Origin of the sequence: Streptomyces sp. NPDC002055 (assembly GCF_040296705.1) — a bacterium.
Classification (GTDB): domain Bacteria; phylum Actinomycetota; class Actinomycetes; order Streptomycetales; family Streptomycetaceae; genus Streptomyces.
Window position 1 is genome coordinate 81,230 of record NZ_JBEOXS010000009.1, and the last position, 25,338, is coordinate 106,567.

Genomic DNA, 25,338 nt, shown 5'->3' on the forward strand with positions numbered 1-25,338 from the left:
CTCAGTCCCCCAGGAATGCCGACAGGGCGTTGGCGAGGAGGTAGGGGTCCTCGGCGCCGCAGAGTTCACGGGCCGAGTGCATGGACAGGATCGCGACGCCGATGTCGACGGTCGCGATGCCGTGCCGTGCCGCCGTGATGGGTCCGATCGTGGTGCCGCACGGCATCGAGTTGTTGGAGACGAAGGACTGCCACGGCACTCCTGCCCGGTCGCAGGCGTCGACGAACACGGCCCGGCCGCTGCCGTCGGTGGCGTAGCGCTGGTTGACGTTGACCTTGAGGATCGGGCCGCCGCCGGGCATCGGGTGGTGGCCGGGCTCGTGCCGCTCGGCGTAGTTGGGGTGGACGGCGTGCCCGGTGTCGGAGGAGAGACAGATCGTTCCTGCGAAGGCGCGGGCCCGGTCCTCGTAGCTGCCCCCGCGGGCGAAGACGGACCGTTCGAGGACGTTCCCGAGGAGCGGGCCGTCGGCGCCGGTGTCGGACTGGCTGCCGTTCTCCTCGTGGTCGAAGGCGGCGAGGACGGGGATGTGGGTCAGTTCCTGGCCGGACGTGGCGACGGCGGCCAGGGCGGCGGTGGCCGCGTGCACGGACAGGAGGTTGTCCATCCGCGGCCCGGCGAGGAGTTCCCGGTCCCGGCCGAGGTAGGCGGGGGGCTCGACGCTGTGGACCATCAGGTCCCAGCCGGTGACGTCGTCGGCGGGGACGTCCGCCTCGCCGGCGACGAAGCGGATCAGATCGCCTTCGCGCGAGTCGCCCAGACCCCAGATCGGCGTCATGTGGCGCTGTTTGTCGAGCTTGAGGCCCTCGCTGTTGACCGACCGGTCGAGGTGGACGGCGAGTTGGGGGACCCGCAGCAGCGGCCGGTCGACGGCGACGAGGCGGTGGCTGCCGTCGCGCAGGGTGAGCCGACCGGACAGGCCGAGGTCGCGGTCGAGCCAGGTGTTGAGGAGGGTGCCGCCGTAGATCTCGACGGCGATCTGCCGCCAGCCGTGCGAGCCGGTGTCCGGGATGGGCTTGACCCTGAGGTTGGGCGAGTCGGTGTGGGCGCCCACGATCCGGAACGGGGTCTCCGGGCGCGCGTTCTCCGGGACGTACCAGGCCACGATCGCCCCGCCGCGCAGGACGTACTTGCCGCCGGTGCTGCCGTTCCAGGCCGCGGTCTCCTCGACCTGACGGAACCCGGCCTTCTCCAGCCGTGCGGCCGCGCTCGCCACCGCGTGGTACGGGGAGGGGCTCTCGGCGAGAAACGTGATCAGGTCGTCGGTGTGGCCGCGGTCGAAGCGGGCGTGCGCGCTCATGCAAACAGCATAGAGAGCAGGCCGCATGCCTATCCCGGAGCTGGAGAGGGTGTGACGCGTTCCGCGGTCCTCGCGGGGCGGCGCCGGGGCGCGGGCCGGCGGCCGTAAGGCGCACGGTGGGCGGGCTGACCGCGGGCGGTGGCGCGGTGAGATCGGGCTGTCCAGTTGGATCGGACGGCCGAGCCGGGCTGTCCTGTCGGGTCGGGCAGGAGTAGCCGGGCTGTCCAGTTGGATCGGACCAAGCGGGCCGGGCGGTCCTGTCGGGTCGGGCAGGAGTAGCCGGGCTGTCCAGTTGGATCGGACCAGGCGAGCCGGGCGGTCCTGTCGGGTCGGGCAGGAGTAGCCGGGCTGTCCAGTTGGATCGGACCAGGCGGGCCGGGCAGTCCTGTCGGGTCGGGCAGGACAGCCGGGCAGTCCCGTTGGATCGGACAGGAGACGGGACGGGGCCGGCTCTGCACGGGCAGGCCCCGCCACCCACGACGAAGCCCCCGTCCGCATCAAGCGGACAGGGGCCCCGTCACGGCTTCGCCGTCAGTGGATCACCCGGCTCAGAAGGCCGACTCGTCCAGCTCCATCAGGGAGTTGTCGACGGTCTCGGCGAGGTTGCGCTGCACGGCGACGCCCGGCAGGACGTTGTGCGCGAAGAACTTCGCCGCCGCGATCTTGCCCTCGTAGAAGGCCTTGTCCTTGGCGGACGCCGAGGGCAGCTTGTCGGCCGCCACCGCCGCGCCGCGGAGCAGCAGGTAGCCGATGACGACGTCACCGGAGGCCATCAGCAGGCGGGTGGTGTTGAGACCGACCTTGTAGATGGACTTGACGTCCTTCTCGGTGCCGGCGAGGTCGGTCAGCATGGCGCCGACGATGGCCTCGAGGTCGACCGCGGCCTTGGCCAGCTCCTCGCGGGCCTCGGCCAGGCCCTCGCCGCCGACGGCCTCGGCGAGGAACTTCTTGATCTCCTCGGAGAGGGCGGTCATCGCCTGGCCCTGGTCCCGGACGATCTTCCGGAAGAAGTAGTCCTGGCCCTGGATGGCGGTGGTGCCCTCGTAGAGGGTGTCGATCTTGGCGTCCCGGATGTACTGCTCGATCGGGTACTCCTGCAGGTAGCCGGAGCCACCGAAGGTCTGCAGGGACTGGGCGAGCTGCTCGTAGGACTTCTCCGAGCCGTACCCCTTCACGATCGGCAGGAGCAGGTCGTTCAGGCGGCTCAGCGCGGAGGCGTCCTCGCCCGCGGCCTCCTTGACGAGGATCTCGTCCTGGACGGTCGCGGTGTAGAGCACCAGGGCGCGCATGCCCTCGGCGTAGGCCTTCTGCGTCATGAGGGCGCGGCGCACGTCGGGGTGGTGGGTGATGGTGACGCGCGGGGCGGTCTTGTCGGTGAAGGCGGCCAGGTCCGGGCCCTGCACGCGCTCCTTGGCGTACTCCAGGGCGTTCAGGTAGCCGGTGGAGAGGGTGGCGATCGCCTTCGTGCCGACCATCATCCGCGCGAACTCGATGATCATGAACATCTGGCGGATGCCGTCGTGCTTCTCGCCGATGAGCCAGCCCTTGGCCGGGTGGCGGTCGCCGAAGGTCATCTCGCAGGTGTTGGAGGCCTTGAGGCCCATCTTGTGCTCGACGTTGGTGGCGTAGACGCCGTTGCGCTCGCCCAGCTCGCCGGTCTCGAAGTCGAACTCGTACTTCGGCACGAGGAAGAGGGAGAGGCCCTTGGTGCCGGGGCCGGCGCCCTCGGGGCGGGCGAGCACGTAGTGGAGGATGTTCTCCGACATGTCGTGCTCACCGGACGTGATGAAACGCTTCACGCCCTCGATGTGCCAGGAGCCGTCCTCCTGCTTGACCGCCTTGGTGCGGCCGGCGCCCACGTCCGAGCCGGCGTCCGGCTCGGTGAGGACCATGGTGGAGCCCCAGCCCTTTTCCACGGCGATCTTCGCGATGTGCTTCTGCTGCTCGGTGCCCTCGTCGTAGAGGACGCCCGCGAAGGCCGGGCCGGAGGCGTACATCCACACGGCCGGGTTGGAGCCGAGGATGGTCTCGGCGAAGCCCCAGAGGAGCGAGCGCGGGGTGCAGGTGCCGCCCAGCTCCTCCGGGATGCCCAGACGCCACCACTCGGCGTCCATGTAGGCCTGGTAGCTCTTCTTGAAGCCGGCCGGGACGGGCGCGGTGTTGGTCTCCGGGTCGAACACCGGGGGGTTCCGGTCCGCGTCGGCGTAGGACGCGGCCAGCTCGTTCTCCGAGAGACGGGCTATCTCGGACAGCACGCTCTTGGCGGTCTCGACGTCCATCTCCGCGAACGGGCCGGTGCCGTACACCGTGTCGCGGCCGAGGACCTCGAAGAGGTTGAACTCGATGTCGCGGAGATTCGACTTGTAGTGCCCCATGGCGACGGCTCCGTTAAGGCTCGGGAGGCGGGATCCTCGTGCGCATATCAACTACGTTGCCGCCATGATGCTACCGGCCGGTAATAAGAAGCAACCCCCAACCGCGTAACTGTGACTCGTTACGCTTTGACCCATGTACGGCTACGACCAGAATGCGGGCGCCGGGCAGCAGTACGCCGCGCCACCGCCGCAGCAGGCGCCCGGAGGGTACGGCGGCCAGCCGCTGTACCCCGAGCCGTCGCCGCCCTCGCTCGCCGACGCGGTGCGTGCCTTCACCACCGGCTCGATGTCGGCCGAGGACTTCCAGGGGATTCTCTCCACGTCCAAGGTCTACTGCCCCCGCGGTGAGGGGCCGGGCTTCCTGGCGCTGCACAACACCCAGCAGCCGGTGATCCCGATGTTCACCTCGCTCAAGGAGCTGCGCGGCTACGCCGGCAAGGAGTCGAAGTACTTCGTCATCACCGGCGCCGAGGTCCTGGACCTGCTGCCCACGGGGTACGGCTTCGTGCTCGACATGGAGGGTGATCACCGCATGGTCTTCGACGCGAAGGCCGTGGAGCAGATGGTCGACTTCGCGATGCGCCGGATGTACGGCTGACCGCGCTCCCCGCCTGTCCTTCCGCTTCTCCCCGTACGCCCCGCCCGTTCCCGGAGGGCCCGCCGCACCCGCGCGGCGGGCCCTCCGGCGTGTCCGGGCGGGTCCTCCGGCGTGTCCGGGACGGGAGGTGCCGGGCGCCCCGGGAATGCTCCGCGCTTGCTGGATGTTCACCATTCAACTAAATTGGGAGCACGCCCCGAGGAGGCCGCCATGCCTGCTGTCACGCCCGAGAACCCGCTGACCCTGCCCCGCGTCACCGCCCCCGCGGACGCCGCGCCGCGCCCCGTGCTGGCCGTCGCCACGGCGCCGAGCGGGCTGGAGGGCGAGGGCTTCCCGGTGCGCCGGGCCTTCGCCGGCATCGACTACCGGCACCTCGACCCGTTCATCATGATGGACCAGATGGGCGAGGTGGAGTACGCGCCCGGCGAGCCCAAGGGCACCCCCTGGCACCCGCACCGCGGCTTCGAGACCGTCACCTATCTCATCGACGGAACGTTTGTGCACCAGGACTCGCACGGCGGCGGCGGGACCATCAACGGCGGCGACACCCAGTGGATGACCGCCGGATCCGGGCTCCTGCACATCGAGGCGCCGCCGGAGTCGCTGGTGGTGAGCGGCGGCCTGTTCCACGGCCTCCAGCTGTGGGTGAACCTGCCGCGCCAGGACAAGATGATCCCGCCGAAGTACCAGGACATCGGGGGCGGCAACGTGAAGCTGCTCGCCTCGTCCGACGGCGGAGCGGTGCTGCGGCTGATCGCGGGCGAGCTCGACGGCCACCGCGGGCCGGGGGTCACGCACACCCCGATCACCATGATCCATGCGTCGGTCGGCCCCGGCGCGGAGCTCACCCTGCCGTGGCGCCCCGACTTCAACGCCCTGGTGTACGGGCTGGCCGGACGCGGCACCGCCGGCGCCGAGGGGCGCCCCTTCCGCACCGGCCAGGCCGTGGTCCTCGGCCCGGGGGAGACACTGACGGTACGGGCGGACGCCACCCAGGAGTCGCGCAGCCCGAACCTCGAGGTGGTGCTGCTCGGCGGCGCCCCGATCCGGGAGCCGATGATGCAGTACGGGCCGTTCGTGATGAACACCCGCGCGGAACTGGCCCAGGCCTTCGAGGACTTCCAGGCCGGCCGCCTCGGCACCGTCCCCGCCGGGGCCGCCTGACCCGCCGTCACCCTCCATCACCCGGTCGTCACCCGGCCGGGCGCGCTGGGCGGGATGGCCCGGCGCGCCCGTGGTGGGCTGGGGAGGTGGCGAACGACCCGCCTCTGCTTCCGCGCGCGGCGCGCAGGACCGCGGCCTGGTGCGCCGTGGCGCTGCTCGTCGCGGGGGTCGGCGCGGTGGCGATCTGGCTCTGCGTGGTGCTGCGGGACGCCCTCGTGCCCGTGCTGCTCGCGCTGCTCGGCACCGCGCTGCTCGGGCCGCTGCACCGCCGGCTCGTCCGGCTGGGCCTCTCCCGTTCCCTGGCCGCCGGGCTGACCTGCCTCGCCCTGGTCGGCGTGGTCGGCGGCGCGGGATACATCGTGGTGAGCGCGCTGATCGACTCCGGGGACCAGATCGTCGACTCGGTCCGGACGGTCGCCCGGCAGATCGGCGACCACCTCGATCTGGCCGGCACCTCGCTCGACGACCTCGCCTCGAAGGCGAAGGAACTGGTGGGGAAGTTCGGCGGGTCCGCCGCGTCCGGGCTGCTGTCCGGGCTCAGCGTCGTCGGGCAGCTTTTCGCGGCCTCCGTGCTCGCCCTGCTGCTGACCTTCTTCTTCCTGCGCGACTCCGACCGGGCCGCGCGCACCCTCCACACCCTCGCGCCCCGCGGGACGGGCCCCCGGGTGGAGGCCGTCGCCCGGATCGCCTTCGGGGCCGTCGAGGGCTTCATGCGCGGGACCACCCTGATCGCCTTCATCGACGCGGTGTGCATCACCGCGGGGCTCCTGATCCTGCGGGTGCCCGGCGCGGTCGGCCTCGGCGCGCTGGTCTTCGTCGGCGCCTACATCCCCTATCTGGGCGCGCTGATCTCCGGCACCGTCGCGGTGCTGGTCGCACTCGCCGACCGGGGCTTCGTCATCGCCCTGTGGGCGGTGGGCGTGGTGCTGGCCGTGCAGCTGCTGGAGGGGCATGTGCTCCAGCCGATGATCCAGAGCCGCACCGTCCAGATGCACCCCGCGATGGTGATGGTCGCCATCACCGCGGGGGCCGGGCTGGCCGGGATCCTCGGCATGCTGCTCGCGGTGCCGATCGCCGCGGCCGCCTTCGGGGTGCTCGGTGCGCTCCGGGAGGCCTACGAGGAGGGGCCGGAGCCGTCGCCGTCCGGTGAGGGGCCGTCGCCGCCGCCGTCGGGTGAGGAGCCGTCGGGCGAGGGCCCGTCCGGCGAAAGCCCCTCCGGCGAAGGACCGTCCGGCGAGGGCCCGTCCGCCGAACCGGGCGAACCCTCGTAGAGCTCGAACCAGATGCACTTGCCCTCGCCCCGCGGGTCCACGCCCCAGGAGTCGGCGAGGAGCTCCATCAGCAGCAGCCCGCGTCCCGAGGAGGCCATCTCGCCGGGACGGCGGCGGTGCGGCAGCTCGTCGCTGGCGTCCGAGACGTCGACCCGCAGCTTCCGGGACGAGCGCTCGCCCGCCGCCTCGGCGACCATCAGGGCGTCGCCGTCGGTGTGGACCAGCACATTGGTCACCATCTCCGAGACCATCAGCACCGCCGAGTCGACCTGCTCCGGGTCCGCCCAGTCGTGGAGCAGCTCCCGCAGCTCGTGCCGGACGCCGGCGACCCGCTCGGGCTCGGCCTGCGCGATGGTGAGGACCGTCCGGCGCAGCGGCCGCGGGGCCGGGCCCTCGGCGGGGTGGCAGCCGCAGCCCGGGGCGTTGCGGCAGAGCAGGAGGAGCGCGATGTCGTCCTCGCGGCGGTCGGCGAGCGGGCCGGTGGTGTGGTGCGAGGACGGCCCGTGCACCGCCTGGACGAGCCCGTCGGCTAGGGACTCCAGGTCCTCGCCCGCGTGCTGTTCGATGACCCCGCGCAGCCGCCGCCAGCCGCTCTCCAGGTCGTGGCCGCCGGTCTCGATCAGCCCGTCGGTGCAGACCATCATCAGCTCGCCCGGCTCCAGGGTCAGCCGGGTGGTCGGGTAGTCGGTGTCCGGGTCGATGCCCAGCGGCAGCCCGCCGGCGGTCGGCCGGACCAGCATGGTGCCGTCGCTCATCCGGGTCGCGATGTCCGGATGGCCGGCCCGGGCGACGTCGAGGGTGCCGGTCTCGGGGTCGACCTCGATGTAGAGGCAGGTGGCGAAGCGCGGGTCGGGCCCGCCCTCCCCGTCGGGCCACTGGTCGACCAGACCGGACAGGAAGCGGGAGGCCCGGGAGAGGACGGCGTCCGGCCGGTGGCCCTCGGCGGCGTAGGCGCGCAGCGCGATCCGCAGCTGGCCCATCAGCCCGGCGGCCCGCACGTCGTGCCCCTGGACGTCCCCGATGACCAGGGCTATGCGGCCGGACGGCAGCGGGATCATGTCGTACCAGTCGCCGCCGACCTGGAGGCCGCCGCCGGTCGGCACGTAGCGTGCGGCGACCGTCATCCCGGGGATGTCGGGCTGGACGGTGGGCCGCATGCTGCGCTGCAGGCCGCTGGCCAGTTCGCGTTCGGACTCCTGGACGCTGGCCCGGGACAGCGCCTGCGCCAGCATCCGGGCGACGGTGGTGAGGACCGACCGCTCGTCGGGGGTGAAGGTCACCGGGTAGCGGAACGCCGCCATCCAGGCGCCGATGGTGCGGCCCGCCACGATCAGCGGGAGGAACGCCCAGGACTGCCGGTGGTAGGGGGCGGACAGCGGCCAGGTGCCGGGGAAGCGGCGCCGGTACTCCTCGGGGCTGGGCAGATATACGGCCCGTCCGGTGCGCACCACCTCGGCGGCCGGGTAGTCGGTGTTCAGCCCCATGTGGACGAAGGGGCGCTCGTCGCCGTCGCCGTAGCCGTGGTGGCCGATGACGTTCAGCCGGTCGCCCTCCACCCCGAAGACGGCGAGCCCGTCCGGGGAGAAGCCCGGCATGGAGAGGGCCGCGGCCACCCGCAGCACCTCGGAGGTGGAGCGGGCCTCGGCCAGCGCCCGGCCCGCGTCGAGGAGGAACGCCTCGCGGGAGCGCCGCCAGTCGCCGGTGACCCGGGTGCGGGCCGCGGCGGCGGTGCCGGGCTGCGGCTCGGCGACCTCCTGGATGGTGCCGACGATCTCGTGCTGCTGGGCGTCGGGGCGGGTCCGGGCGCGGACGGTGCGCAGCACCTTGCCGTCGTCGCCCATGATGCGCAGCCGCATCTCGGCGAGGGTCCCCTCGGCGACCGCGAGATTCACCACACCGTTGATCTCGACCCAGTCGACGGGGTGGAAGCGGGAGCGCACGGCCGACACGGAGAGGGTGGCGGGAACCGCCGACAGGCCCAGCAGCCGGGCGGCCTCGGCGTCGACGGTCACCGTCCCCGAGGCGTTGTCCCAGCGCCAGAGGCCGGTCGCGGTGGCGGCCAGGACGTCCTCGGTGCGCATTGCACCACTTTATGAGGCTTTCCAAAGCTTTGACGAGCGGCCGGGCGCCGGAGGTGTGCCGGTACCCTTGCATACGGCCTTCGCTAGGCCGACGAGTGCCCCCAGGGGCGGCACACCACGACCTGACGACTTGGATGAGCGATGCATCGGTACCGTTCCCACACCTGCGGCGAGCTCCGTGCCGCCGACGTCGACGCCGACGTGCGGCTGAGCGGCTGGCTGCACAACCGTCGGAACCTGGGCGGCATCCTCTTCATCGATCTCCGCGACCACTACGGTCTGGTGCAGCTGGTCGTCCGGCCCGAGACCGCGGCGTACGAGGCGCTGAGCGGCATCACCAAGGAGACCGTCGTCCGGGTCGACGGGACGGTCCTCGCCCGGGGCGCCGACAACGTCAACCCCGAGCTGCCCACCGGTGAGATCGAGGTGGAGGTCTCCGACGTCGAGGTGCTCGGCGCCGCCGACGCCCTGCCGTTCACCGTCTACCCGGAGGACGGGGTCAACGAGGAGCGGCGCCTGGAGTACCGCTTCCTCGACCTGCGCCGGGAGCGCATGCACCGCAACATCATGCTGCGGTCGGCCGTCATCGCCACCATTCGTGAGGAGATGACCGCGCTCGGCTTCAACGAGATGGCGACCCCGATCCTCTCGGCGACGTCCCCCGAGGGCGCCCGGGACTTCCTGGTCCCGTCCCGGCTGCACGCCGGCAGGTTCTACGCGCTGCCGCAGGCGCCGCAGCAGTTCAAGCAGCTGCTGATGATCGCCGGCTTCGACCGGTACTTCCAGATCGCGCCCTGCTTCCGCGACGAGGACGCCCGCGCGGACCGCTCGCCGGGCGAGTTCTACCAGCTCGACGTCGAGATGAGCTTCGTCGAGCAGGAGGACGTCTTCCAGGTCATCGAGAAGGTGATGACCGACCTGTTCAACAAGTTCGGCCAGGGCCGTGAGGTCACCTCGCCGTTCCCGCGGATCCCGTTCCGCGAGGCGCTGCTGAAGTACGGCAGCGACAAGCCGGACCTGCGGGCCAAGCTGGAGCTGGTGGACGTCTCGCACGTCTTCGCCGACAGCGGCTTCAAGGCCTTCGCGGGCAAGCACGTGCGGGCGCTGCCGGTGCCGGACACCGCCGGGCAGAACCGGAAGTTCTTCGACCAGATGGGCGAGTTCGCCGTCGAGAAGGGCGCGAAGGGCCTGGCCTGGATCCGGATCGGCGACGACGGCGGCATCACCGGCCCGATCGCCAAGTTCCTCAGCGAGGCCGATGTCGAGAAGCTGCTCGCCGAGGTCGACGGCAAGCCCGGCACCGCGGTCTTCTTCGGCGCCGGCGAATTCGACGAGGTCTCCAAGATCATGTCGGAGGTCCGGGTCGAGGCGGCCAAGCGCGCCGGCCACTTCGAGGAGAACGTCTTCCGCTTCTGCTGGATCGTCGACTTCCCGATGTTCGAGAGGAACGAGGACACCGGCGAGATCGAGTTCTCCCACAACCCGTTCTCCATGCCGCAGGGCGGCCTCGAGGCGCTCCGCACCAAGGACCCGCTCGACATCCTGGCCTGGCAGTACGACATCGTCTGCAACGGTGTCGAGCTCTCCTCCGGCGCCATCCGGAACCACGAGCCCGAGGTCATGTACGAGGCCTTCGAGATCGCCGGCTACTCCAAGGAGGAGGTGGAGCGCGAGTTCGGCGGCATGCTGCGCGCGTTCCACTTCGGCGCCCCGCCGCACGGTGGCATCGCCCCCGGCGTCGACCGCATCGTGATGCTGCTGGCCGACGAGCCGAACATCCGCGAGACCATCGCGTTCCCGCTCAACGGCAACGCGCAGGACCTGCTGATGGGCGCGCCGAGCGAGGTGGAGGAGGCCCGGCTGAAGGAGCTGCACCTCACCGTCCGCAAGCCCGTGGTCAAGCAGGCCAAGGCCAAGTCGGCGGGCACGGACGAGCAGTCCGGCGCCGAGAAGCTCGAGGCGGACAGCGCGAAGTAACACCCGCTCCCCGGCCGGACGGAGGACCGTCCGGCCGGGACGGACAACGACGAGGGGCCCGAACCGGATGGTTCGGGCCCCTCGTCGTCGTGCGGTACGCGTCCTGCGGCGGGACGCGGGGTGTCACGCCGCGACGGGACGGGTCACTCCGCGGACTCGTCGGTCTCCGCGCCGCCGAAGCGCTCGCGGTAGCTCTCCAGGTCCTCCTCGGAGATCTTGGCGAAGAGCACCGGCGGAACGGTGAACCCGGTGCCCGCCGGGAGGGAGTCCAGGGACGTCGCCTCGCCGGCCGTCACCCAGGTCCGGGCGTCGTCGGACAGCGCGAACGCCGACCGCATCGCCTTCGCCGACGCCGGGATGAACGGCTCGGACACCACCGAGTAGAGGTGGATCAGGTTCATCGCGGTGCGCAGCGTGAGGGCCGCGGCCTCCTGGTCGGTCTTGATCTCCAGCCAGGGGGCCTTCTCCTCCAGGTAGGAGTTGCCCGCGCTCCACAGGGCCCGCAGGGACTGAGCGGCCTTGCGGAACTGCAGCGCCTCCAGGTGTCCCTCGTACTCGGACAGCAGGCGGGCGATCTCCTCGCCCAGCCGGACCTCGGCCTCCCCGGCCTCCTTCCCGGCGGGCACCTCGTCACCGAAGCGCTTGCGGGAGAAGGACAGCACCCGGTTGACGAAGTTGCCGAGGGTGTCCGCGAGGTCCTTGTTGACCACGGACGAGAACAGCTCCCAGGAGAAGGAGGTGTCGTCGGACTCGGGGGCGTTCGCCATCAGGAAGTAACGCCAGTAGTCGGCCGGCAGCAGCTCCAGGGCGGCGTCCGTGAAGATGCCGCGCTTCTGGGAGGTGGAGAACTTCCCGCCGTAGTAGTTCAGCCAGTTGAAGGCCTTGACGTAGTCGACCTTCTTCCACGGCTCACGGGTGCCCAGCTGCATGGCCGGGAACATCACCGTGTGGAACGGGACGTTGTCCTTCGCCATGAACTCCGTGTACCGGACGTCGTCCGCCTCGTACCACCAGGACTTCCAGTCGCGGCTCTCCGGGTCGGCGTCCGCCCACTCCTTGGTCGCGCCGATGTACTCGATCGGGGCGTCGAACCAGACGTAGAAGACCTTGCCCTCGGCCGCGAGCTCGGGCCAGGTGTCGGCGGGGACCGGAACGCCCCACTCCAGGTCGCGGGTGATCGCGCGGTCGTTGAGGCCCTCGGTGAGCCACTTGTGGGCGATGGAGGAGGCCAGCGTCGGCCAGTCCTTGCTGCCGTTGCCCTCCAGCCAGGCCTCCACCTCGGGCTGCAGCTTGGACTGGAGGAGGAAGAGGTGCTTGGTCTCGCGGACCTCGAGGTCGCTGCTGCCGCTGACCGCGGAGCGCGGGTCGATCAGGTCCGTCGGGTCCAGCACCCGGGTGCAGTTCTCGCACTGGTCGCCGCGCGCCTTGTCGTAGCCGCAGTGCGGGCAGGTGCCGACGATGTAGCGGTCCGGGAGGAAGCGGTCGTCGGCGACGGAGAACACCTGACGGATCGAACGCTCCTCGATGAAGCCGTTCTCCTTCAGGCTGCGGGCGAAGCGCTGGGTGATCTCCACATTCTCCGGCGAGGAGCTGCGGCCGAAGTAGTCGAAGGCCAGCTCGAACCCGTCGTAGATCGCCTTCTGCGCGTCGTGCTGCTGCCCGCAGAAGGTGCCGACGGGCAGGCCCGCCTCCTTGGCGGCCAGCTCGGCCGGGGTGCCGTGCTCGTCGGTGGCGCAGATGTAGAGCACGTCGTGGCCGCGCTGCCGCAGATAGCGGGCATAGACATCGGCCGGGAGCATGGACCCCACCATGTTGCCCAGGTGCTTGATCCCGTTGATGTACGGAAGGGCGCTGGTGATGAGGTGTCGAGCCATTGCCGGCTGCTCCCAATTCGTGACGCGGAGTGAGGCCCGTAGTTCATCGGAATACAGCGTCTACAGGCTGTCAATATCGTACTGGACCCCCGGGGGCCGTCCGCGCCCCCTTTTTCCGCACGCTTTTTCCCGTGGTAGGCCCCGAGGTACGCCCCGTGGGTGCGGGTGCGGATGCCCCGCCGGATGCCCGCCGTGGGGCGAGGCCCGGGGGTGGGATCCAGGGGTGAGGTACGGGTGCGCCGTGCGGAGGTCCGCGGCCGGCCGGTGGTGTGCGGCGGCCGGCCGCGGACGGTTCCGCGGCGCACGTCAGCGCAGGATGCCGGCGGCGCGCGCCTCGGTCAGCCACTGCGGGAGGTCGGCCGTGAGCCGGCTGTAGAGCTCCGCGTCGGCGACGGTCAGCGGGTCGGCACCGGCGGAGAAGAAGCCGGCGTTGTCCACCGGGCGCCGGTCGGGGACGGTCAGCACATCGAGCTTCCGCAGGAAGTCGAAGCCCTTCGCGTCGGGCTCGCCGAACCCGATGAACTGCCAGAAGATCGGGAGCCCGGCGGCCTCGCAGATCGCCTTTTCCGCGGCGGGCTTGGACGTGGGGGCGCCGTCCGTCTGGAAGATCACGAAGGCCGGGGCGGTGGTGCCGGACTTCTGGTAGTGCTCGACGACGGTCTCGATGGCCCGGTGGTAGTTCGTCCGGCCCATGTGGCCGAGGCCGGAGTGCAGGGTCTCGATCCGGCCGGAGTGGTCGTCCAGGGAGACGTCCGCGGTGCCGTCGATGTCGGTGGAGAAGAACACGACGGGGACGGTCCCGTCGTCGTCGAGGTGGGCGGAGAGCGCGAGCGTCTGCTCGGCGAGGTGCTGGACCGTGCCGTCCTTGTAGTACCGGCGCATGGAGCCGGAGCGGTCGAGCACGAGGTAGACGGCGGCGCGCGTCCCGGTGAGGCCCTGGGCGCCGAGGGCGGAGCCGGCGCTCTTGTAGAGGCTGACCAGGCCCGGCGCGGACTCCTCGATCTTGGTGAGCGAGATGGCGCCGGCGGAACCGGCCGGGGCGGCCTCGACGGCCTCGGCGGCCTCGTGGGCGACGGGCTCCGCGGTGGCGGGCTCCGCCTCGGTGGGCGTGGCCGTGACGGGCTCGGCCCGGTCCGCGGCGGCGGCCTCGGGCTCCGGGGCGGCGAGGGGCTCCGGCGTGGGAGCGGTCTCCGGGGCGGTGGCGGCATCCGGCTCGGGAGCGGCCTCCGGCTCCGCGGCGACGACGGCCTGCGGTTCCGGGGTGACGACGGCCTCCGGCTCCGCGGTGGCAGCGGTCTCCGGCGTCGGCTCCGGCTCTGCGGCGGCCTCGGGCGCGGGCTCGGCCGCGGGAGCGGCGACCGCCTCGGCGGTGGCCTCGGGCGCGGGCTCGGCCGCGGGAGCGGCGACCGCCTCGGCGGTGGCCTCGGGCGCGGGCGTGGTGACGGCCCCCGGCTCCGCGGGGGCGAGGGGCTCCGACGCCTGGGCGTCGGCGGCCCCCGGCTCGGCGACGGGCTCGGGCTCGGGCTCGGTGACGGTTTCCGGCCCGGTGACGGCGTCCGCTGCGGCGCTGTCCGTCTGCTCCGTGCTCGCGGCCGGGGCGGGCTCCGTGTCCGCGGGCTCGGCCTGGGCGGGCACCTGGGTGTTCCGGGGCTCCTCGACCGGCTTGGCCTGCGCGGGCACGGCCAGGGCCTCCGGCTGCGCCGCCTCCGCGGTCTCGGGCTCGGTCTCGGGGTCGGGCGACGCTGCCTGGGCGGGCACGGCGGCGGACGCGGTGTCCGCCGGCGCCGCCGCGCGGTCGGCCCCGGGCGTCCCGGCGGAGGCGGTGCCCTCCTGCCGGCGTGCGTCGGCCCGCCGGTCCTCGGCCGCCGGATCCTGCCGGGCGGCCGGCTCCTGCCGCGGGGCCGGCTCCGTGGCGCCGCTGTCGAAGGCGGCGAGGTGGGAATCGCTCTTCTCCGGCTGCGGGGACGCGGATGCGGGTTCGGCCGGCGTCGACTGAGCCGGGACCGGCGCGGTGGCGGTGGGGGCGGCGTCCGCCGTCCCGCCCGTCGTCGCCTCGGCGCCACGTGCCTCCGGCACGGTCGGCTCATCGTTCCCGGTCGCCCGCGACCGGCCGAACGCATTCCGCAGCAGACTCCGAATGCCCATGGGATTAAGCCCTTCACACGTATCGGGTGCGATGAATGTCCGCGGTGCGGGAATTCGTCCCTGACCAGGACGGACACGTAAGGCTACCGGTATCTGTTCGTCAGGCTCCGGTTTTGACGCCGGGTGATGCGGATCGGGCCAATGAACGAGACCCGATTGTGCTCGAAGGGGGCGTTCCCGCCGGGCGGGCGGCGCGATGCGGGCCGGGAAATGGAACGCTCATGCAGAAACCGAATAGCAGGATCGACAGCCGGAGAAATCCGCTGACGGGCGGGGCTCATCAGGTATGTTCCGGTGCCGCGCCGCTCCGTGGTTCTCGCGGCTCCGGCCGCGGTCCGCCGCCAATGTCCGGACGGCGCACGGGAATGGGCTCAAGCGAGTTCCAGCCGGGCGCGGGTGGCTTCCGCGAACAGCCCGGCGAGTCGTTTCCCCTCCGGATTGTCCGGAGCGAAGAGACCTGCCGTGTCCGCTTGTACGACGAGGACTTCATGGGCGTCGATCACACGTGAGATCCCGCGCGACTCGATGACGTCCCACCAGGCGTCGAGATTCCGGCCGAACCAGGCGGGCAGCGCGCAGGGCTCCCGGACGGCGTCCCAGAACGCGTCCAGGGTCCCCAGGTCCCGGCCGCGCAGATCGATCAGCAACTCGTCGGTCATGACGCGGATCGTAGTGGCTCGTGCCAACGTCCGTGCGGGAGGGCGGAATTGGTCCGTCCGTCCTCGTTCATCGTGCGTTCACCCGCAGTCCTCCCAGGAGCGGGACCGCACCCCTAGCGTCACCGCGGACCTATTCCGACATCATGTCGGCGCGCTGCGCCGGTGAGGGCCCTACGGAGGGGAAGACGTGCGCAGACTGCTGCCGCTGATCAGCTCGCACCCGGGCGGACGTTCCGCGATGACCTGCCGCTACCGCTGCGGCGATGCCTGTTTCCACGAGGTGCCGAACACCAGTGGGAACGCCTACCTCGGCGATGTGGTGGCCGAGGCCCTGTCGCGCCGTTCGCTGCTGCGGGCGGGCGCGGTCGTCACCGTGGCCGCCGCGGCCGGCGCCACCGCCACCGGGCAGGCACCGCAGGCCCGCGCCGCGGCCCCGGCGGGCACGGCCGGCGCGGCGGACCGGGCCGGACAGGCGGCGAACCGGGCCGCCCGCGGCCTGCGGTTCCCCCTGGTCGGGCCGAACACCACGGACGCGGTCACCGTCCCCGAGGGGTACGCAAAGAACATCCTGATCCGCTGGGGCGACCCGATCCTGCGCGGGGCGCCCGCCTTCGACCCCGACCGGCAGTCGGCGAAGGCGCAGGCCGGCCAGTTCGGTTACAACAACGACTACATGGCCGTGCTGGACGTGCCGGGCGAGCGCGGCCGCCAACTGCTGGTGATCAACCACGAGTACACCGACGAGCAGCTGATGTTCGCCCACTACGACCCGGACGACCCCACCCGGGAGCAGGCGGAGATCGGCTGGGCGGCGCACGGGCTGTCCGTCCTCGTCGCGGCGGAGGAGCGCCGGTCCGGGAAGCTCACGGCGGTGCCCCGCCACCGGCTGAACCGCCGGATCACCGCCACGACACCGTTCGAGGTGACCGGCCCGGCGGCCGGCAGCAAGCTGCTGCGCACCTCCGCGGACCCCACCGGCACCCGGATCCTCGGCACGCTCAACAACTGCGGCGGCGGCATCACCCCCTGGGGGACCGTGCTGTCCGGCGAGGAGAACGTCAACCAGTACTTCGCCAACGGCGGATCCGTCACCGACCCGGAGACGGCGGCCCGCCTCAAGCGCTACGGCATCACCGGCGGTGCCTCGGAGCGCAAGTGGGAGCGGTTCGACCGGCGGTTCGACGTGGCCCGGGAGCCGAACGAGAGCAATCGTTTCGGCTGGGTCGTCGAGATCGACCCGTACGACCCGGACTCCACGCCGCGGAAGCTCACCGCCCTGGGCCGCTTCAAGCACGAGGCCGCCGAGCCGCGGCTCACCGACGACGGCCGGCCCGTTCTCTACATGGGGGACGACGAGCGGTTCGACTACTTCTACAAGTTCGTCTCCGCCAAGCGGATGATGCGCGGCACCGGCAGTGCCGCCCGGGAGCACAACCGCACGCTGCTGGACGAGGGCACCCTCTACGTCGCGAAGTTCACCGGCGACAGCCCGGCCGGGGAGATCGACGGCTCCGGCAAGCTCCCGGAGGACGGCCGGTTCGACGGGACCGGCGAGTGGATCCCGCTGGCGAGCGGCGACACCTCCTACGTGGAGGGCATGACGGCCGAGGAGGTGTACGTCTTCACCCGGATCGCCGCGGACAAGGCGGGCGCCACCAAGATGGACCGGCCCGAGGACGTGGAGCCGAGCCCGCGCACCGGACGGGTCTATGTCGCGCTGACCAACAACACCGACCGCGGCAAGCCGGGCAAGGCCGGTGCCGACGAGGTCAACCCGCGCAACGGCAACAAGCACGGCCAGGTGCTGGAGCTGGCCGAGCGGCGGGACGACCCGGCGGCGAAGCGTTTCTCCTGGCGGCTGTTCCTGGTGTGCGGCGACCCGGAGGACCCGGCCACCTACTTCGGCGGCTTCCCCAAGGAGCACGTCAGCCCGATCTCCTGCCCGGACAACATCACGTTCGACGCGTACGGCAACCTCTGGATCTCCACCGACGGCAACGCGTTGGGCAGCCACGACGGGCTGTTCGGCGTGGCGACGGCCGGTGAGCGGCGCGGCGAGGTGCGGCAGTTCCTCACCGTCCCCAAGGGCGCCGAGACCTGCGGTCCGGTCGTGCAGGACAAGAGGGTCCTGGTGGCGGTGCAGCATCCGGGCGAGGTCGACGGCGCCAGCGTCGAGAAGCCCGCGTCGACCTGGCCGGACGGGCCCGGCACGCTGGTGCGCCCGTCGGTCGTCACGGTGTGGCGCCGGGACGGCCGCGACATCGGCGTCTGAACGGAACGGCCGCGGCGCCCCCTCATCCCGTCCGGGGGGTGAGGGGGCGCCGCGGCCGGACGAGGCCCTTCCGGACCGGTCGCCTCGTCCGTGTGTGCTGCTCGATCGCCCCGGACGGGCAGTGGCCCCTGCCCGCCGCCGAACCCCGGGCCGCCGAGGCGGGGCGCGTGCCGTGCCGGACTCCGGGTAACCGCGAGTGAGGCGACACCGGCAATGGCAGCGGCGGAATCCCGTGCCCCCACCACGGATCCGCCCCGGACTTGGGGTACCTCATGGCACGCAGAGTGGTGCTGTTCGGCTACGAGATCGGCAAGGCTTCCGGGAAGAGCAAGGGGTCCGGGAAGAGCGGGGCTTCCGGGAAGAGTGGGACGTCCGGGACGGGCACGGCGTCGAGGACGGGCGTGACCTCGGGGAAGGGCGCGGCGGCAGCGAAGAACAAGGCCTCCGGGCGGGGCACGGTCTTCGGGCGGGGCGGGGCGTCCGGGAGGAACCGGACGGGCGCGCGCGGTGGGCGGGCGACGGCGTCCCGGAGCGGCGACGCGTCCCGGCGGGGAGCTCTCCGCGCCTGGTGGCCCGGGCGCCCGCAGGGCGTGGAGCGGGAGCCCGCCGCCGCGGCACCGCGTACCCCCACCGCGGTCCGGGTGCTGCTGATGCTGGTGGCGTTCGCCGCGATGGTGGGCTTCGCGGTCGTCCTGGCCAAGCTCACCCTGGTCCCGTCGTCGGCCTCGGAGCCGCTGACGCACAGCAACCTCCGGCCGGGCGACTCGATCCGCGACTACGTCTCCCAGCCCGCCTTCCGCGACACGGTGAAGCAGATCGGCGGCAACATCGTGCTGGGCGTCCCGTTCGGGCTGCTGCTGCCGGTGCTGGTGCCCCGCGCCCGCGGGCTGCTGCGGGTCGGCGTCGCCACCGCCGTGGTGATGGTCCTGGTCGAGCTGGTGCAGGGCGCGCTGGTCACCGGACGGGCGTTCGACATCGACGACGTCATCCTCAACACCTCCGGCGCGCTGCTGGGTTACCTGCTGCTCGGGCGGCGGCTGGGCCGGGCGGTGCACCCGCGCCGCACCCACTGGTGGCACCGCTTCACCGGGCGGCCGGTCACCGGCTGAGGCCCGGCCCGGTCATCGGCTGAGGCCCGGGCCCGCTCGTCGGCTGAGGCCCACCCGGTCATTGGCCGAGGCCCGGCCCCGGTCATCGGCTGCCCGGTCGCGGCGCGGCTCGCCCCTGGTCACGGCGAGGCTCGCCCCCGGCCGCGGTGCGGAGGGACGCCGTGCCGGGCGGCCGGTCACCGGCGTGGACGCCGCCGTACCCCTTCGGGGGCATCGTTGCGCCGACTGCCTCTCCCGCCTGGCCGTCCCGGTGCGCCCGGCGGAGCGTGGAGCCGAGCTCATCCGCACACGCCGTGGGAGTCCGCGCCCTTCCGGGATCCGACCACGCGTCCGAGGTACGGCGAGGTCGGTCATGCACCCAGCGAGTCTGGCCGTCGGCCCCGGCCGGCGAGGATCCGGCACCCGCCCGGGCGGCCGTCCGGCGACCCGTCCGCTGCCCCTGCTCGCCGCCGTCGCCGCCGCGTTCACCCTCGCCCAGCTCGTCCTGGTGATGCCCGGCATCGGCCTAGGCTGGGACGAGACGGTCTACATCAGCCAGGTCAGCCCGCATGCCCCCGCCGCGTTCTTCAGCGCGCCGCGCGCCCGGGGCATCAGCTTCCTCGTCGCGCCCGTCACCGAGCTGACCACGTCGGTCACCGTGCTCCGGGTGTATCTGGCGGTGCTCTCCGGCCTGGGACTCCTGCTCGCCCTGTGGGTGTGGCGGCGGCTGCTGCCCGCCCCGGTGCTCGCCCTCGCCGGAGCGCTCTTCGCCTTGCTGTGGATCACCCTGTACTACGGGCCGCAGGCCATGCCCAATCTGTGGGTCGCGTACGGGGCGCTGTTCGCCACCGGATGCTTCCTGCGCGCCGTCCGGAGCCGCCCGGCCGGGGCGGGTGAGGACGGCCCCGTCCGGGCCTGCCAGGACGGGGCCCGCCGGGCCGGAGCCGGTCCGGCGGACCCTGGCCGCCCGGCGGACCCTGGCCGTTCGTCCGGTTCAGACCGTCCGGCCGGCCCGGACCTCACAGCTCGGCCGGCCGGCCCGGGACGCGTGGACCGCCGTGCCCTGGCCGGGCTGGGCTGCGCGGTGGCGTTCACCGCGCTGATGCGCCCCGCGGACGCGTTCTGGCTGGCCCTGCCGCTCGCCGTCGCCGCGCTGTGCGTACGCGCCTGGCGGCGTCCGGTGGTGCTGCTGGTGCTGGCGGCGGGGGTGCTCGCCGGCAGCGCCGAGTGGATCATCGAGGCGTACGTCCGGTACGGCGGGCTGTTCGCCCGGCTGGAGCGGGCGGGCGAGGTCCAGGGCGGTATGGGCCTGCACTTCGCCGTCGACGACCAGGTGCGCGCCCTGGAGGGGCGCTCGCTGTGCAGGCCGTGCGAGGTGCCGTGGCGGCACCCGGCGACTGCGGCCTGGTGGTTCGCGCTGCCGTTGCTCGCCGCGGGCGGGGTCGTCGCCGCGGCCCGCGCCCGCCGCACGGCCGTGGCCCTGCTGCCCGTCGTCACCGGACTGTTCCTCGCCGTGCCCTATCTGCTGCTGATCGACTACGCCGCGCCCCGCTTCCTGCTGCCGGTGTACGCCCTGCTGGCCCTGCCGGTGGCGTTGTGCCTGGTCAGCATGGTGGCGGGGGTGCGGCCGGGGCTGCGTCCGGTGGTCGTCGGCGTGCTGGTCCTCGCCCTGGCCGGGCACCTCGCCGTGCAGTACGCGGTGCTGCGGAGCATGGTGTCCCGCGCCCGCGTCACCCGGGAGTCCGTCGACCGGATCGCCGCCGGACTGCACCGGCAGGGGGTGCGGGCGCCCTGTGTGATCAGCGGGCACGAGGCCGTCCGGATCGCGTTCCGCACCGGCTGCTCCTCGCGGCAGATCCGGGGGAACGACCGCAGCATCACCCCGGCGGAACTGCTCGACGTGGCCGGCCGCCGGCCCGTGGTCCACCTCGGGACCGGGAACGCGCCGCCGCCCTCCTACTCCCGCGGATGGCGCGTCGTCCCGCTGCCGCCGCTGTCGGGGAACGGGCGGTACCGGGCCTGGGTGTCGCCGTCCGCCAAGCCGTGACCGGTCCGGTGCCGAGCGGCCCGTTCCTGGTCCGTCCGGTTCAGCGAGACCCCGGTCCGACCGGCCCGGAAGCGACCGGCGGGACGGGCACCGGGCTGTGGGCCGTTCGAGTGGTGGGCCCCCGGAGGCGGGCTTAGGGTCGTAGAAGTTCCCGATCACGGGTCGTGGAAGGCCCGGTCAGGGGTGAGGCCCGATCAGGGGCCGCGGACGTGCCTGATCACCGGAACGTGCCTGATCACCACGGGAACGCACCCGATCGTCGCCGTCGTGAGCGCGGGAAGACCATGACGAGCTCCCACTCCACATCCGCCGGTTCTGCCGAAGCCCCGGAACGGGGCGGCGGCAGCGCCATTGCGCTCCTCGTCATCGCGTCCTGTCAGCTGATGGTGGTCCTCGACATCACCATCGTGAACATCGCGCTCCCGCACATCCAGAGCTCCCTCGGCTTCTCGACCGAGAGCCTGTCGTGGGTCATCAACGCCTACACGCTGACCTTCGGCGGTCTGCTGCTCCTCGGCGGACGGCTCGGTGACATCCTCGGCCGGAGGCGGGTGTTCATCTTCGGCGTGCTGCTGTTCGTGCTCGCCTCCCTGCTCGGCGGTCTCGCGCAGAACGCCCCCCAGCTGCTGGCCGCCCGGTCCCTGCAGGGCGTGGGCGGTGCGATCGCGTCCCCCACCGCGCTGGCCCTGATCACCACGACCTTCCGGGAGGGCCCGGAGCGCAACCGGGCGTTCGGCGTCTTCGCGGCCGTCTCCGCGGGCGGCGGCGCGATCGGCCTGCTCATGGGCGGCATCCTCGTCGAATGGCTCGACTGGCGCTGGGTGTTCTTCGTCAATGTGCCGATCGGGCTGCTCATCGCCTTCGCCACGCCCCGCCACATCAGGGAGTCCGAGCGGCATGCCGGTCACTTCGACTTCGCGGGTGCGTTGACCTCCACGGCCGGTATGGCCTCGCTGGTCTACGGCTTCATCCGGGCGTCGGAGGACGGCTGGCGCGATCCGCTGACCCTCGTCGCCTTCGGCGCGGCCATTGTCCTGCTCACGGCCTTCCTCACCATCGAGCGGCGCTCCAGACAGCCGATCACCCCGCTGAAGATGTTCCGCGACCGCAACCGCGCGGGTTCGTACGGCATGATGCTCAGCCTCGCCGCGGCGATCTTCGGAATGTTCTTCTTCCTCACGCTCTTCGTGCAGAACGTGCTGAACTTCAGCCCGCTCCAGGCCGGGCTGGCGTTCCTGCCGGTGAGCGCGGTGATCGCGGTGGGCGCGGGAACGACGTCCCAACTGCTGCCGAAGTACGGCCCCAAGCCGTTCATGGTGGTCGGCGCGATCCTCGCCGCGGGGGGCCTGTCCTGGCTGACGCAGACCGATGTGGACAGTACGTACGCGGGCAGTGTCCTCGGCCCGATGCTGATCTTCGGACTGGGCATGGGCATGCAGTTCGTGTCGCTGACCCTGATGGCGGTCTCCGGGGTCGCCCCGCAGGAGTCGGGCGCGGCGTCCGGCATGCTCAACGCGACGCAGCAGGTGGGCGGCTCGCTCGGGTTGTCCATCCTGGTCACGGTCTTCGGTACGGCGAGCCGGAACGAGGCGACCGAGCAGGTCCCGGCGTTCCTCGCCCAGGCGACCCCCTCGGAACGCGCACAGTTCCAGCGCACCGGCGAGCTGCCGGCGCCCTGGGGAGACCAGGTGCTCGCCACGGGCGTCTCCACGGCGTTCATCGCCTCGGCCGCGTTCACGATCGTCGCGGCGCTGATCGCCCTGTTCGTCATCCAGGTCCGGGCCTCCGACCTCGAACGCCTCCGGGGCGGCGCCGCCGCCGGAACCCCCTCGGCAGCGTCCGGGGAAGCGTCCGGGGAAGCGGCGGCCGCGGATACAGCTGCCGCGGATTCGGCGGCGGCCGACGACGCGGCGCCGGGCGACGAGGGCGGACACCGGTCGTCGGAGTGAGTCCGGCCGTTCACGGCACTGCGGCCGGCGCCTGCCGGAGTGCCCTGAACTCGGCCGGAGCGCCGCGAACCCGGCTTCAGGCCGGCTTCGGCTCCGCTCGTCACGCCGGCTTCGGCTCCGGCCTCACTCTCACGCGCTCACGCCGGCGTGATGTTGTGGTTGAGCCGGAAGACGTTGTCCGGGTCGTAGGTGGCCTTCACCGCCGCGAGCCGGCGGTAGTTCTCGGGCCCGAAGCCGGAGATCAGCCGTTCCTCGCCCTCGTTCCCGATGAAGTTGAGGTACACGGCCCCGCTGGACCACGGCCGGAGGTCGGCACGGATGTCGTGCGCCCACCGCCGGCCCCGCTCGTCGTCGGCCGGGTCCTCCCACAGTCCGAACGGATGGGCCACCCAGGACGCGTTCCGCCAGGGGACGGGGTAGTCCGGGTTGCCCCGCGCGGTCGCGCCGCCCTGCGGGAAGAGCACGTGCTGGGAGGGGGACGGCACGATCATGTCGGAGGCGCGGGCGCAGAACAGGTCCACCGCCTCGTCCGGGAAGCTGTCCAGGTGCTCCGCGGACCAGTAGTTGCGGCAGCCGGGCGGGTCGTCGAGCATGCACTGCAGCTCGGCGTAGGGCAGTTCGGTGATCATCTCGGCCGCGTGCCCGAGCTCCAGGACCGGGGCCGCGACCGCGCGGGCCGCCGCCTCCCCGCCCGCGTAGGTGACCAGGACCGCGCAGACCAGCCGCCCCACCAGCCCCTCGGGCACGAACTCCTCGGGCGGCCCGGTGAAGTAGATGAATCCGCCGCCGACCTCGTCCGGTGCGGACTCCAGGAAGTCGCGGTAGGCGCGCGCCACTTCGGGGCCGGCGTCGGCGGGCCACATCAGGATCATCGCGGTCACGGCCGGGAGCGGATGCATGCGGAAGGTGAACGAGGTCGCCACGCCGAAGTTCCCGCCGCCGCCGTGGAGGGCCCAGAACAGTTCCGGGTTCTCGTCCTCGTCCGCCCGCACGGTGCTGCCGTCGGCGGTCACGAGGCTGACGGAGAGCAGGTTGTCGCAGGCGAGCCCGAACTTGCGGTCCAGCCAGCCCGATCCGCCGCCGAGGGTGAAGCCGCCCACCCCGGTGGTGGACACCCGGCCGCCGGTGGTCGCCAGGCCGTGCGGTTCGGCCGCCCGGTCGAGGTGGCTCATGGTGGCGCCGCCGGAGACCCGGGCCGTGCGGGCCTCGGGGTCCACGGCCACCGCGTTCATCCGCCGCAGATCGACGACGAGGCCGCCCTCGGTGAGGGCCATGCCCGCGACGCTGTGTCCCCCGCCGCGCACCGCGATCTCCAGGCCCAGCTCCCGACCGAAGCGGAGGGCTCTCGCGATGTCCTCCGGGGTCGCGCACTGGGCGATGACAGCGGGCCGCCGGTCGATCATCGCGTTGAAGACCGTCCGGGCGTCGTCGTACGCGGCGTCGTCGGGTGTGATCACCTCCCCCGTGAAGCCGGTGCGCAGGTCCGTCAGGGCGGTTGTGGTGCCGAGGATCTCGGAAGCCATGGCACGTGCCTCTTCCGCGGGAGGTCGGATCTCTCCTCTTCGACCGTAACTCCGGCCGATGGAACCCGGCATATCGGACCAATGGGGCCGGAGGCGTCGCCGCCGCCCCCGCCCTGAGCTGCCGTCCCTGTGAGGTCTTCCGTGTGACGTATTCCTCCGTCCCCCGGTGGAACGCCACGGCCGGCACACCCGTCTCCTCCGGTGGCGTGCCCGGAGGGCCATGCCCGGTGGTGCGTCGCGTCAGGTGACCGCCGGGGTGCGTGGCCGCTGGGACGGCCCGGTCTGCCGCCCGATTGCTCGGGGAGACCGGGCGAGGGGAGACGCCCGCCCGGACGGGCCGGGCGGAACGCCAGGACCTGCGCGACCGGCACCGTCCGAGGGGCCGGGGAACCTCCGTGAGGCACGCACCGAGCGCTCGAACGGCACCTGAGAGGCAGGGGCGGGGCGTGGGGACGGCGTGCCGTCCCGTGGAACGAGGGGGAGGGGCACGGATGCTCGGGGGGCAGTGTTCCGCCGGACCGCCCGGCGACGGCGGCCACGGGCCGATTCCGCCGGTCTTCGCCGGGATGAGCGTCACGGTACGGACGGCGGCCGGACTGCTCGGCCTGGGCGTCCACCGCGTCGCCGCGCTGATCGACGCGGGCGAGCTCGAATGCGAGAGCGGCGGTGTGGACCGCCGCTATCTCACCCTGCCCAGCGTCCTGGCCTACCGCCGCACCCTGCGCTGACCGGCCGCCGCGCGGGCCCCCGCCGGGCCCGCGGCCGCTTCCGGGGCCCGGGAACGGTGCCCGTGCGGGCGGGCACGGGGTCGGTCTCCTGTGGCGGGGCGCGAGTGAGCTCGGGTGGCCGGACTGGGCTGTCAGCCGGCCGGGCCGATCAGGGAGCAACCGCGCGGCCAACCCCGGCCGGCCGCGGGATGAACCCGTGACGACCCTTGATCACCCGTCGCGACCGGCACACAAAACACACATGACCGACGGTTGAGCGATGCTTTTCGGCCTTTACGGTGGCGGCGGAT

At 72.5% G+C, this 25,338-nt stretch carries 15 protein-coding genes and 1 pseudogene; 9 read left to right on the forward strand and 7 right to left on the reverse strand.

Annotated features, from left to right (window positions below):
• Position 1: 1 nt before the first annotated feature.
• Together ABT112_RS07620 and ABT112_RS07625 are read right to left on the reverse strand one after the other, a co-directional pair.
• Positions 2 to 1,297, reverse strand: coding sequence for a M18 family aminopeptidase (locus ABT112_RS07620; RefSeq protein ID WP_351506659.1), 1,296 nt, complete (start codon positions 1,295 to 1,297; stop codon positions 2 to 4).
• 548 nt (positions 1,298 to 1,845) lie between these two features.
• Entirely contained in the window at positions 1,846 to 3,672 is a 1,827-nt protein-coding gene (locus ABT112_RS07625; protein WP_351506660.1) for an acyl-CoA dehydrogenase, read from the reverse strand.
• 133 nt (positions 3,673 to 3,805) lie between these two features.
• On the opposite strand from ABT112_RS07625, the gene ABT112_RS07630 reads away from it, so the two are divergent.
• The 3 genes and pseudogenes from ABT112_RS07630 to ABT112_RS07640 all read left to right on the forward strand — a co-directional run.
• A complete protein-coding gene (locus ABT112_RS07630; RefSeq protein WP_351506662.1) occupies positions 3,806 to 4,270 on the forward strand; it encodes an SseB family protein in 465 nt (154 codons plus the stop codon).
• 210 nt (positions 4,271 to 4,480) lie between these two features.
• Positions 4,481 to 5,434, forward strand: a complete 954-nt coding sequence (locus ABT112_RS07635; RefSeq protein WP_351506664.1) for a pirin family protein — start codon at positions 4,481 to 4,483, stop codon at positions 5,432 to 5,434.
• Positions 5,435 to 5,520: 86 nt separating this feature from the next.
• Positions 5,521 to 6,639, forward strand: a pseudogene (locus tag ABT112_RS07640) (AI-2E family transporter); the annotation flags it as partial.
• Here ABT112_RS07640 and ABT112_RS07645 read toward each other — a convergent pair.
• The gene (locus ABT112_RS07645; protein WP_502975272.1) at positions 6,549 to 8,786 is read right to left on the reverse strand and encodes an ATP-binding SpoIIE family protein phosphatase; all 2,238 of its coding nucleotides are present in this window, start codon (positions 8,784 to 8,786) and stop codon (positions 6,549 to 6,551) included. The pseudogene ABT112_RS07640 and the gene ABT112_RS07645 sit on opposite strands and share 91 nt — an antisense overlap.
• Positions 8,787 to 8,927: 141 nt before the next feature.
• Here ABT112_RS07645 and aspS point away from each other — a divergent pair, with 141 nt between their 5' ends.
• Positions 8,928 to 10,763, forward strand: a complete 1,836-nt coding sequence (aspS, locus tag ABT112_RS07650) for an aspartate--tRNA ligase (RefSeq protein ID WP_351506667.1) — start codon at positions 8,928 to 8,930, stop codon at positions 10,761 to 10,763.
• Positions 10,764 to 10,906: 143 nt separating this feature from the next.
• On the opposite strand, the gene metG is transcribed toward aspS, so the two are convergent.
• The 3 genes from metG to ABT112_RS07665 form a co-directional block, all read right to left on the reverse strand.
• Positions 10,907 to 12,637 (reverse strand): methionine--tRNA ligase, encoded by a 1,731-nt coding sequence (gene metG, locus ABT112_RS07655; RefSeq protein WP_351506669.1) that lies wholly within the window; start codon positions 12,635 to 12,637, stop codon positions 10,907 to 10,909.
• Between the two features lie 306 nt (positions 12,638 to 12,943).
• Positions 12,944 to 14,713, reverse strand: a complete 1,770-nt coding sequence (locus tag ABT112_RS07660; RefSeq protein WP_351506670.1) for a VWA domain-containing protein — start codon at positions 14,711 to 14,713, stop codon at positions 12,944 to 12,946.
• Between the two features lie 440 nt (positions 14,714 to 15,153).
• Positions 15,154 to 15,441, reverse strand: coding sequence for a barstar family protein (locus ABT112_RS07665; RefSeq protein WP_351506672.1), 288 nt, complete (start codon positions 15,439 to 15,441; stop codon positions 15,154 to 15,156).
• A gap of 187 nt (positions 15,442 to 15,628) precedes the next feature.
• On the opposite strand from ABT112_RS07665, the gene ABT112_RS07670 reads away from it, so the two are divergent.
• The 4 genes from ABT112_RS07670 to ABT112_RS07685 all read left to right on the forward strand — a co-directional run bounded on the left by ABT112_RS07670 (position 15,629) and on the right by ABT112_RS07685 (position 22,797).
• Positions 15,629 to 17,713, forward strand: a complete 2,085-nt coding sequence (locus ABT112_RS07670) for a PhoX family protein (RefSeq protein ID WP_351506674.1) — start codon at positions 15,629 to 15,631, stop codon at positions 17,711 to 17,713.
• Between the two features lie 272 nt (positions 17,714 to 17,985).
• Positions 17,986 to 18,822: a VanZ family protein gene (locus ABT112_RS35325; protein WP_502975273.1), complete on the forward strand. Its 837-nt coding sequence runs from the start codon at positions 17,986 to 17,988 to the stop codon at positions 18,820 to 18,822.
• A gap of 352 nt (positions 18,823 to 19,174) precedes the next feature.
• Positions 19,175 to 20,848, forward strand: a complete 1,674-nt coding sequence (locus ABT112_RS07680; RefSeq protein WP_502975274.1) for a hypothetical protein — start codon at positions 19,175 to 19,177, stop codon at positions 20,846 to 20,848.
• A 284-nt stretch (positions 20,849 to 21,132) separates the two neighbouring features.
• Positions 21,133 to 22,797: an MFS transporter gene (locus ABT112_RS07685; RefSeq protein WP_351506676.1), complete on the forward strand. Its 1,665-nt coding sequence runs from the start codon at positions 21,133 to 21,135 to the stop codon at positions 22,795 to 22,797.
• A 137-nt stretch (positions 22,798 to 22,934) separates the two neighbouring features.
• On the opposite strand, the gene ABT112_RS07690 is transcribed toward ABT112_RS07685, so the two are convergent.
• Positions 22,935 to 24,320 (reverse strand): FAD-binding oxidoreductase, encoded by a 1,386-nt coding sequence (locus ABT112_RS07690; protein WP_351506678.1) that lies wholly within the window; start codon positions 24,318 to 24,320, stop codon positions 22,935 to 22,937.
• 491 nt (positions 24,321 to 24,811) lie between these two features.
• On the opposite strand from ABT112_RS07690, the gene ABT112_RS07695 reads away from it, so the two are divergent.
• Positions 24,812 to 25,048, forward strand: coding sequence for a type 2 periplasmic-binding domain-containing protein (locus ABT112_RS07695; protein WP_351506680.1), 237 nt, complete (start codon positions 24,812 to 24,814; stop codon positions 25,046 to 25,048).
• Positions 25,049 to 25,338 lie beyond the last annotated feature (290 nt).

Excerpts from the sequence above, each read along its gene's own strand:
- ABT112_RS07690 (WP_351506678.1), bottom strand. The coding sequence starts at position 24,320 with ATGGCTTCCGAGATCCTCGGCACCACAACCGCCCTGACGGACCTGCGC.
- ABT112_RS07665 (WP_351506672.1), bottom strand. The coding sequence starts at position 15,441 with ATGACCGACGAGTTGCTGATCGATCTGCGCGGCCGGGACCTGGGGACC.
- ABT112_RS07635 (WP_351506664.1), top strand. The coding sequence starts at position 4,481 with ATGCCTGCTGTCACGCCCGAGAACCCGCTGACCCTGCCCCGCGTCACC.
- ABT112_RS07620 (WP_351506659.1), bottom strand. The coding sequence starts at position 1,297 with ATGAGCGCGCACGCCCGCTTCGACCGCGGCCACACCGACGACCTGATC.
- ABT112_RS07630 (WP_351506662.1), top strand. The coding sequence starts at position 3,806 with ATGTACGGCTACGACCAGAATGCGGGCGCCGGGCAGCAGTACGCCGCG.
- ABT112_RS07680 (WP_502975274.1), top strand. The coding sequence starts at position 19,175 with ATGCACCCAGCGAGTCTGGCCGTCGGCCCCGGCCGGCGAGGATCCGGC.
- ABT112_RS07625 (WP_351506660.1), bottom strand. The coding sequence starts at position 3,672 with ATGGGGCACTACAAGTCGAATCTCCGCGACATCGAGTTCAACCTCTTC.
- ABT112_RS35325 (WP_502975273.1), top strand. The coding sequence starts at position 17,986 with ATGGCACGCAGAGTGGTGCTGTTCGGCTACGAGATCGGCAAGGCTTCC.
- ABT112_RS07695 (WP_351506680.1), top strand. The coding sequence starts at position 24,812 with ATGCTCGGGGGGCAGTGTTCCGCCGGACCGCCCGGCGACGGCGGCCAC.
- aspS (WP_351506667.1), top strand. The coding sequence starts at position 8,928 with ATGCATCGGTACCGTTCCCACACCTGCGGCGAGCTCCGTGCCGCCGAC.
- metG (WP_351506669.1), bottom strand. The coding sequence starts at position 12,637 with ATGGCTCGACACCTCATCACCAGCGCCCTTCCGTACATCAACGGGATC.
- ABT112_RS07645 (WP_502975272.1), bottom strand. The coding sequence starts at position 8,786 with ATGCGCACCGAGGACGTCCTGGCCGCCACCGCGACCGGCCTCTGGCGC.
- ABT112_RS07685 (WP_351506676.1), top strand. The coding sequence starts at position 21,133 with ATGACGAGCTCCCACTCCACATCCGCCGGTTCTGCCGAAGCCCCGGAA.